This is a genomic window from Pseudomonas sp. DF5, assembly GCF_058148225.1.
Genome location: NZ_JBYVYM010000001.1, coordinates 442813 through 452122 on the forward strand (window position 1 = coordinate 442813; position 9310 = coordinate 452122).

8 protein-coding genes are annotated in these 9310 nt (G+C 56.6%); 4 read left to right on the top strand and 4 right to left on the bottom strand.

From position 1 onward, the window contains the following. Positions 1-7: 7 nt before the first annotated feature. From yidC to rpmH, 4 genes are read right to left on the bottom strand one after another with little or no spacing between them, the layout of a single operon-like run. The gene (gene yidC / locus AC30D7_RS02065) at positions 8-1693 is read right to left on the bottom strand and encodes a membrane protein insertase YidC (protein WP_490132827.1); all 1686 of its coding nucleotides are present in this window, start codon (positions 1691-1693) and stop codon (positions 8-10) included. Positions 1694-1695: 2 nt separating this feature from the next. Continuing rightward, entirely contained in the window at positions 1696-1941 is a 246-nt protein-coding gene (gene yidD / locus AC30D7_RS02070; protein ID WP_236186757.1) for a membrane protein insertion efficiency factor YidD, read from the bottom strand. Next, complete coding sequence (rnpA, locus tag AC30D7_RS02075) at positions 1934-2335, bottom strand: ribonuclease P protein component (protein ID WP_490132843.1); 402 nt, start codon at positions 2333-2335, stop codon at positions 1934-1936. Before rnpA ends, yidD begins: the two co-directional genes overlap by 8 nt. Before the next feature lie 16 nt (positions 2336-2351). Then, on the bottom strand, positions 2352-2486 hold the full coding sequence (rpmH, locus tag AC30D7_RS02080) for a 50S ribosomal protein L34 (protein WP_003213577.1): 135 nt from the start codon (positions 2484-2486) through the stop codon (positions 2352-2354). A 567-nt stretch (positions 2487-3053) separates the two neighbouring features. Between rpmH and dnaA the strand changes: the two genes are divergently transcribed. From dnaA to gyrB, 4 genes are read left to right on the top strand one after another with little or no spacing between them, the layout of a single operon-like run. Then, positions 3054-4574 (top strand): chromosomal replication initiator protein DnaA, encoded by a 1521-nt coding sequence (dnaA, locus tag AC30D7_RS02085; protein ID WP_490132828.1) that lies wholly within the window; start codon positions 3054-3056, stop codon positions 4572-4574. 39 nt (positions 4575-4613) lie between these two features. Next, positions 4614-5717, top strand: coding sequence for a DNA polymerase III subunit beta (gene dnaN, locus AC30D7_RS02090; RefSeq protein ID WP_490132829.1), 1104 nt, complete (start codon positions 4614-4616; stop codon positions 5715-5717). 20 nt (positions 5718-5737) lie between these two features. Then, positions 5738-6841 (top strand): DNA replication/repair protein RecF, encoded by a 1104-nt coding sequence (recF, locus tag AC30D7_RS02095; RefSeq protein WP_105342583.1) that lies wholly within the window; start codon positions 5738-5740, stop codon positions 6839-6841. 5 nt (positions 6842-6846) lie between these two features. Then, complete coding sequence (gene gyrB, locus AC30D7_RS02100; protein WP_007934319.1) at positions 6847-9264, top strand: DNA topoisomerase (ATP-hydrolyzing) subunit B; 2418 nt, start codon at positions 6847-6849, stop codon at positions 9262-9264. The last annotated feature ends 46 nt before the right edge of the window (positions 9265-9310 follow it).

Consider the following 9310-nt stretch of genomic DNA (forward strand, 5'->3'; position numbering starts at 1 on the left):
GTGTAAATCAGGCAGTTGCTTTGGTAGCTGCTTCGATCTTACGCGTGATGTACCACTGTTGGGCGATCGACAGGCAGTTGTTCACTACCCAGTACAGTACCAGACCGGCCGGGAACCACAGGAAGAAGAAGGTGAAGATGATTGGCATCAGCTTCATCACCTTGGCCTGCATCGGATCCGGAGGCGTCGGGTTCAACTGCTGCTGGATGAACATGGTTGCACCCATGATGATCGGCAGAATGAAGAACGGATCCTTGATCGACAGATCAGTAATCCACAGCATGAATGGCGCCTGGCGCATTTCCACGCTTTCCAGCAGAACCCAGTACAGCGAAAGGAAAACCGGCATCTGCACCAGGATTGGCAAGCAGCCACCCAGTGGATTGATCTTCTCTTTCTTGTACAGCTCCATCATGGCTTGCGACATTTTCTGCCGGTCTTCGCCATGTTGCTCTTTCAGCGCAGCCAGTTTCGGTGCCACTGCACGCATGCGTGCCATGGATTTGTAGCTGGCGGCCGACAGCGGGAAGAAAATCCCCTTGATCAGCATGGTCAGGAAGATAATCGAGAAGCCCCAGTTACCAACCAGTGCGTGGATATGTTGCAGCAACCAGAAGATTGGCTGGGCAATGAACCACAGAATGCCGTAGTCGACGGTCAGTTCCAGGCCTGGGGACAACTGTTTCAGCACAGCCTGGCTTTTTGGACCAGCGTACAGAACGGCGCTGGTTTCAACCTTGGCACCTGGCGCAGCGGTCAGAGAAGGACCGGTGTAGCCGATGATGTAGTTGCCTTTGCTGTCTTTACGGGTCTGGACGACGTTGTTTTCGCCCTTGACCGGAATCCACGCGGTCACGAAGTAGTGCTGCAACCAGGCAACCCAACCACCGCTGACGGTTTCTTTCAGCTGAGCCTTGTCCATGTCCTTCATCGACACTTTCTTGTACGGCTCGTTACTTGTCCACAGGGCGGCGCCCAGGTAAGTCGCGGTGCCGGTGGCAGTGCTGGAAGAAGGATCGGAACTGGCGTCGCGCTTCAACTGCGCGAACATTGCACCGGACCAGGGCTGAGCGCTCTGGTTGTCGATCAGGTAGGAAACGGTTACGTCATACAGGCCACGTTTCAGGGTGAAACGCTTGATGTAGTTGACGCCGTCCTTGCTGAACTTCAAGTCCACGACCAATTGGTCCTGACCGTCAGCCAGTTGATAAGTCTTCTTCTCGGAGGAGTAAACCGGACGACCGGCAGGACTTGCGTCCGGGCCATTGGTGCCGATCAGGCCGCTCTGAGCCAGATAAGTCCGCTCGTTGCCGTTATCGAACAGCTGGAATGGAATTTCCGGATGGTCCTGGCGACGTGGATACAGCGGCAGAGTCAACTGGGCAACATCGCCACCTTGTGGATCGATAGCCAGGTTGAGCACATCCGTTTTGATCTGGATGAGGTCTTTGCTGGCAGCCACTGGCGTTTCAGCAGGTGCAGTTGCACTGGTATCGCTTGCGGCGCGCGGGATGTCGTCACTGGCGGAAGCATTATTGCCAGTCGCCGTATCCGGTAGGCCCGGTGCGGTAGTGCTGGAAGCAACATTCTGAGTCGGCAGGGCAGCCTGGCCATAGTCCTGGTTCCATTTAAGAACCATAACGTAGGACACGATTGCCAGGGCGACGATCAGGATCGTGCGTTTGATATCCATGATTACTCGGCCATCGAAGAAGAACGGGAGGTAGGGATAGGTGGAACCGGGTCATAACCACCGGAATTCCACGGATGACAGCGACCTAAACGACGAAAGGTCAGCCAGCCACCGCGCAGAAGGCCATGATTTTCTATGGCTTCTAACGCGTAGCAGGAACAACTGGGGTAGAAACGACAGTGGTTGGCCATCAGGGGACTAATGGCATAGCGATAAAACTGGATCGGAACGAGTGCCAGTTTACGCATCGGGACTGTCTACCCCTACAGTTTCGGTTTTGACTGCTGGTACCGGCTTGCTGCGTGCCAGACGCTTCCAGAGTTTGCCGAAATGCTGAATCAATTCGGGGTTTTCTACGTCACCCAAACCTTTGCGCGCGACGATAACAATGTCCCAACCGACCAGCGAATCCTGGTTCAGGCGAAACGATTCGCGCATCAGACGTTTGAGGCGATTGCGCTCGACGGAGAGCTTTACGCTCTTTTTCCCGATAACCAGCCCGAGACGGGGGTGATCAAGATCGTTATTGCGCGCAAGGAGCAGGAGATTTTTCCCCGGAACCTTGCCGGTAGGGGAGTCAAAGACTGCCTTGAAATGCCGGGGAGTAAGCAGACGCTTATCCCGACTGAAGTCCTGACTCACCTCCAGTGCCGGATTATCAAACTGCCAGACGCGCACGACCTTTGGCGCGACGACGCGACAGGACGGCACGACCGTTCTTGGTAGCCATGCGAGCACGGAAACCGTGGGTACGAGCGCGTTTGATAGTGCTTGGTTGGAAAGTACGTTTCATTGTCGTGTTACCTGGTTCGTCCACAACGGGCCGGAATGGCCCCCGTTTTAAGAGACCGGGGATTCTAGAGAAAGCAAGCCTCTAGGTCAATTTCCAACCAACGTTTCCTTATAAATAGATCTCCAGAGGTTTTGCTCGTCCGCAGGTCTTCGCTAGATATAGAAATAAAGAAGGGAATTATTTAAAGCTTTTCTGTAAAGCTTGTAAAAGCTAGGCATGCGACCTTCTGTGGATAACTACCCTCAGCCCTTTAAAACCGTGATGTACAGAGAATGACAACTACGGTGGAAAACGGTGATCAGCCTGTGCTGCGCTATCGGATAAGCTGTGCGTGGAAAGGTCAGTTATCCACAGGCAGGTTATCCACCGAGTTTCGCCCCCACTTGTCCAGTGCCCTCATGGTCGGTTATCCACAGAGCTTATGCACATACCGTTGGTCTTCTTTTCGAGGGTTAACGCATTGATAATTCATGCCCTGTGCGCAACCTGCATGTGGATAAGTGGGCGTCTGGCCGCTACAATGACCGCTTGTTTTTGCCTCACCGGCTTTCAACTTAGGGGATATCCGTGTCAGTGGAACTTTGGCAGCAGTGCGTGGAGCTTTTGCGCGATGAGCTGCCTGCCCAACAATTCAACACTTGGATCCGTCCACTACAGGTCGAAGCCGAAGGCGATGAGCTGCGTGTCTACGCACCGAATCGTTTTGTTCTCGACTGGGTCAACGAAAAGTACCTGGGCCGTGTCCTTGAACTGCTGGATGAGCATGGCAATGGCATGGCGCCGGCGCTTTCCTTATTAATAGGCAGCAAACGCAGTTCGGCTCCGCGTGCGGCACCCAATGCCCCGTTGGCCGCTGCGGCGTCCCAGGCTCAGGCGGCTGCCACACCGGTCAGCGCTCCGGCCCCTGCTCCGACGACGGCACCGACCAAGCGTTCGACGCAAAAAGTTGCCGAGGTCAGTGAAGAGCCGTCCCGCGACAGCTTCGACCCAATGGCCGGCGCCAGTTCGCAACAGGCCCCGGTGCGTTCCGAGCAGCGCACGGTGCAGGTCGAAGGCGCGCTCAAGCACACCAGCTACTTGAACCGCACTTTCACTTTCGAGAACTTCGTCGAAGGTAAGTCCAACCAACTGGCACGGGCTGCGGCCTGGCAGGTGGCGGACAACCCCAAACACGGTTACAACCCGCTCTTCCTTTATGGCGGCGTCGGTTTGGGTAAAACCCACTTGATGCACGCTGTGGGTAACCACCTGTTAAAGAAGAACCCGAATGCCAAGGTCGTGTACCTGCATTCGGAGCGTTTCGTGGCCGACATGGTCAAGGCGCTGCAACTGAACGCGATCAACGAGTTCAAGCGCTTCTACCGTTCGGTGGATGCGTTGCTGATCGATGACATTCAGTTCTTCGCTCGCAAGGAACGTTCGCAGGAAGAGTTTTTCCACACCTTCAACGCCCTGCTCGAAGGTGGCCAGCAGGTCATTCTCACCAGTGACCGCTATCCGAAAGAAATCGAAGGCCTTGAAGAACGTCTCAAATCCCGCTTTGGCTGGGGCCTGACGGTTGCCGTCGAACCGCCGGAGCTGGAAACCCGCGTGGCGATCCTGATGAAAAAGGCCGACCAGGCCAAAGTCGATCTGCCACACGACGCGGCATTCTTCATTGCCCAGCGTATTCGCTCCAACGTCCGTGAGCTGGAAGGCGCGCTAAAACGCGTGATCGCCCACTCGCACTTCATGGGGCGCGACATCACCATCGAGTTGATTCGCGAATCCCTGAAAGACTTGTTGGCGCTGCAAGACAAACTGGTCTCTGTGGATAACATTCAGCGCACCGTCGCCGAGTATTACAAGATCAAGATCTCCGACCTGCTATCCAAGCGTCGTTCACGCTCGGTTGCACGTCCGCGTCAGGTCGCCATGGCGTTGTCCAAGGAATTGACCAACCACAGCCTGCCGGAAATCGGCGATGTGTTTGGCGGCCGCGACCACACGACTGTTTTGCACGCCTGCCGCAAGATCAACGAGCTTAAGGAATCCGACGCGGACATCCGCGAGGACTACAAGAACCTGCTGCGTACACTGACCACTTGATGAACACCAGCGCAGCTTATTAAGGCAAGGGACTAGACCATGCATTTCACCATTCAACGCGAAGCCCTGTTGAAACCCCTGCAACTGGTCGCAGGCGTCGTCGAGCGCCGACAGACCTTGCCGGTGCTTTCCAACGTGCTGCTGGTTGTCGAAGGCCAGCAACTGTCGCTGACCGGTACCGACCTGGAAGTCGAGCTGGTCGGTCGTGTGCAACTTGAAGAGCCGGCAGACCCGGGCTCCATCACTGTGCCTGCGCGCAAGCTGATGGACATCTGCAAGAGCCTGCCGAACGATGCACTGATCGACATCAAGGTCGATGAGCAGAAGCTCGTGGTGAAGGCCGGCCGTAGCCGCTTCACCCTGTCGACCCTGCCGGCCAACGACTTCCCTACGGTAGAAGAGGGCCCGGGTTCGCTGACCTGCAGCCTCGAGCAAAGCAAACTGCGTCGTCTGATCGAACGCACCAGCTTCGCTATGGCGCAGCAGGACGTGCGTTACTACCTCAACGGCATGCTGCTGGAAGTCTCGGCCGGGATCATCCGTGCCGTAGCGACCGACGGTCACCGTCTGGCCATGTGTTCGATGCAGGCCGATATCGGTCAGCCGGATCGTCATCAGGTCATCGTGCCACGCAAAGGTATTCTGGAACTGGCGCGTCTGCTGACCGAACCGGAAGGCAACGTCAGCATCGTGCTGGGCCAGCACCACATCCGTGCCACCACCGGCGAGTTCACCTTCACCTCGAAACTGGTCGACGGTAAATTCCCTGACTACGAGCGCGTTCTGCCTAAAGGCGGCGACAAGCTGGTACTCGGCGATCGCCAGGCCCTGCGTGAAGCATTCAGCCGTACCGCGATTCTGTCCAACGAAAAGTACCGTGGTATCCGTCTGCAACTGGCCAATGGTCAGCTGAAGATCCAGGCGAACAACCCGGAGCAGGAGGAAGCGGAAGAAGAAGTGGGCGTTGAGTACAACGGCGGCTCTCTGGAAATTGGCTTCAACGTGAGCTATCTGCTCGACGTATTGGGCGTGATGACCACCGAGCAGGTTCGTCTGATCCTGTCCGACTCCAACAGCAGTGCGCTGGTGCAAGAGTCCGACAACGACGACTCGGCTTACGTTGTCATGCCGATGCGTCTGTAATCATGCTCAGCAGAAGCTAGATGTCCTTAAGTCGCGTCTCGGTCACCGCGGTGCGCAATCTGCACCCGGTGACCTTCTCCCCCTCCCCCCGAATCAACATTCTTTACGGCGCCAACGGCAGCGGCAAAACCAGTGTTCTGGAAGCCATACATCTGCTGGGGCTTGCCCGTTCGTTTCGTAGCAGCCGTCTGTTACCGGTCATTCAGTACGAGCAATTGGCGTGCACGGTATTTGGCCAGGTCGAATTGGCCGAGGGCGGGCACAGCGCGTTGGGGATATCTCGCGATCGTCAGGGAGAGTTTCAGATCCGCATCGACGGGCAGAACGCCCGTAGTGCGGCGCAACTGGCGGAGATCCTGCCGCTGCAGTTGATCAACCCGGATAGTTTTCGCTTGCTGGAAGGCGCTCCGAAGATTCGCCGGCAGTTTCTCGACTGGGGTGTGTTCCACGTGGAACCGCGATTCATGTCCACGTGGCAGCGCCTGCAGAAGGCCTTGCGCCAGAGAAACTCTTGGCTGCGGCATGGTACACTTGACGCCGTTTCGCAAGCGGTTTGGGACAGGGAACTGTGCCAGGCCAGCGATGAAATAGATGAATACCGCCGCGCTTACATCAAAGCCTTGAAACCAGTCTTTGAACAGACCTTGAGCGAACTGGTTGAGCTTGAGGGTTTGACGCTCAGCTATTACCGAGGCTGGGACAAAGACCGTGAGTTGAGTGCAGTGCTCGCCGGGTCCCTTCAGCGGGACCAGCAAATGGGTCATACCCAGGCTGGACCACAACGTGCTGATTTGCGTCTCCGATTAGGCGCACATAACGCCGCGGACATCTTGTCCCGTGGTCAGCAGAAGTTAGTGGTCTGTGCATTGCGGATCGCCCAAGGGCACTTGGTCAGCCAGGCCCGACGCGGCCAGTGTATTTATCTGGTGGATGACCTGCCGTCCGAACTGGACGAGCACCACCGTCGCGCGCTTTGCCGCTTGCTGGAAGACTTACGCTGCCAGGTCTTTATCACCTGTGTAGATCACGAATTATTGAGGGAAGGCTGGCAGACGGAAACGCCAGTCGCTCTGTTCCACGTGGAACAGGGCCGTATCACCCAGACCCACGACCATCGGGAGTGAAGGCATTGAGCGAAGAAAATACGTACGACTCAACGAGCATTAAAGTGCTGAAAGGCCTGGATGCCGTACGCAAACGTCCCGGTATGTACATTGGTGACACCGACGATGGCAGCGGTCTGCACCACATGGTGTTCGAGGTGGTCGATAACTCGATCGACGAAGCTTTGGCCGGCCACTGCGACGACATCAGCATCATCATCCACCCGGATGAGTCCATCACCGTTCGTGACAACGGTCGTGGCATCCCGGTAGACGTGCATAAAGAAGAAGGCGTTTCAGCAGCCGAGGTCATCATGACCGTGCTGCACGCCGGCGGTAAGTTCGACGACAACTCCTACAAAGTTTCCGGCGGTCTGCACGGTGTAGGTGTATCGGTGGTTAACGCCCTGTCCGAAGAACTGGTCCTGACCGTTCGCCGCAGCGGCAAAATCTGGGAACAGACTTACGTCCACGGTGTTCCGCAAGAGCCGATGAAAATCGTTGGCGACAGCGAATCCACCGGTACCCAGATTCACTTCAAGCCTTCGGCTGACACCTTCAAAAATATCCACTTCAGCTGGGACATCCTGGCCAAGCGGATTCGCGAGCTGTCCTTCCTCAACTCCGGCGTCGGCATCGTCCTCAAGGACGAGCGCAGCGGCAAGGAAGAGTTGTTCAAGTACGAAGGTGGTCTGCGTGCGTTCGTTGAATACCTGAACACCAACAAGACTGCGGTCAACCAGGTGTTCCACTTCAACATCCAGCGTGAAGACGGCATCGGCGTGGAAATCGCCCTTCAGTGGAACGACAGCTTCAACGAGAACCTGTTGTGCTTCACCAACAACATTCCGCAGCGCGATGGCGGTACTCACCTGGTGGGTTTCCGTTCGGCACTGACGCGTAACCTGAACACCTACATCGAAGCTGAAGGTCTGGCGAAGAAGCACAAAGTCGCCACCACCGGTGACGATGCCCGCGAAGGCCTGACGGCGATCATTTCGGTGAAAGTGCCGGATCCGAAGTTCAGCTCCCAGACCAAAGACAAGCTGGTGTCTTCCGAAGTGAAGACCGCGGTCGAACAGGAAATGGGCAAGTACTTCTCCGACTTCCTGCTGGAAAACCCGAACGAAGCCAAGCTGGTCGTCGGCAAGATGATCGACGCGGCGCGTGCACGTGAAGCTGCGCGTAAAGCCCGTGAGATGACCCGTCGTAAAGGCGCGCTGGATATCGCCGGCCTGCCGGGCAAATTGGCGGACTGCCAGGAAAAAGACCCTGCCCTCTCCGAACTGTACCTTGTGGAAGGTGACTCTGCTGGCGGCTCTGCCAAGCAGGGGCGTAACCGCAAGACCCAGGCCATCCTGCCATTGAAGGGCAAGATCCTGAACGTCGAGAAGGCGCGCTTCGACAAGATGATCTCTTCGCAAGAAGTGGGCACCTTGATCACCGCGCTAGGCTGCGGCATCGGTCGCGACGAATACAACATCGACAAGCTGCGTTATCACAACATCATCATCATGACCGATGCTGACGTCGACGGTTCGCACATCCGTACCCTGCTGCTGACCTTCTTCTTCCGTCAGTTGCCAGAGCTGATCGAGCGCGGCTACATCTACATCGCTCAGCCACCGCTGTACAAGGTCAAGAAAGGCAAGCAAGAGCAATACATCAAAGACGACGACGCCATGGAAGAGTACATGACGCAGTCGGCCCTGGAAGATGCGAGCCTGCACCTGAACGAGGAAGCCCCGGGTATCTCCGGTGAAGCCCTCGAGCGTCTGGTGAATGACTTCCGCCTGGTAATGAAGACCCTCAAGCGTCTGTCGCGCCTGTACCCACAGGAACTGACCGAGCACTTCATCTACCTGCCAGCAGTCAGCATGGAGCAGCTGTCCGATCATGCAGCGATGCAGGATTGGCTGGCTCAGTACGAAGTTCGCTTGCGCACCGTCGAGAAGTCCGGCCTGGTCTACAAGGCCAGCCTGCGTGAAGACCGTGAACGTAACGTCTGGCTGCCTGAGGTCGAACTGATCTCCCACGGCCTGTCGAACTACGTCACCTTCAACCGCGACTTCTTCGGCAGCAACGATTACAAGACCGTCGTCTCCCTGGGCGCTCAACTGAGCACCCTACTGGACGATGGCGCTTATATTCAGCGCGGCGAACGCAAGAAAGCCGTCACCGAGTTCAAGGAAGCCCTTGAATGGCTGATGGCCGAAAGTACCAAGCGCCACACTATCCAGCGATACAAAGGTCTGGGTGAGATGAACCCTGATCAGCTGTGGGAAACCACCATGGATCCGGGCTCGCGCCGCATGCTCAAAGTGACCATCGAAGACGCCATCGGCGCCGACCAGATCTTCAATACCCTGATGGGTGATGCGGTCGAACCTCGCCGTGACTTCATCGAAAGCAATGCTCTGGCGGTGTCTAACCTGGATTTCTGATCCGGCAGGACCGCTGAAACGAAAAAGGCCAACGCTTAGCGTTGGC

What these genes read in the sequence shown, in the direction of transcription:
- yidC (WP_490132827.1), bottom strand. Translation starts at nt 1,693, where the DNA reads ATGGATATCAAACGCACGATCCTGATCGTCGCCCTGGCAATCGTGTCC.
- yidD (WP_236186757.1), bottom strand. Translation starts at nt 1,941, where the DNA reads ATGCGTAAACTGGCACTCGTTCCGATCCAGTTTTATCGCTATGCCATT.
- rpmH (WP_003213577.1), bottom strand. Translation starts at nt 2,486, where the DNA reads ATGAAACGTACTTTCCAACCAAGCACTATCAAACGCGCTCGTACCCAC.
- dnaN (WP_490132829.1), top strand. Translation starts at nt 4,614, where the DNA reads ATGCATTTCACCATTCAACGCGAAGCCCTGTTGAAACCCCTGCAACTG.
- recF (WP_105342583.1), top strand. Translation starts at nt 5,738, where the DNA reads ATGTCCTTAAGTCGCGTCTCGGTCACCGCGGTGCGCAATCTGCACCCG.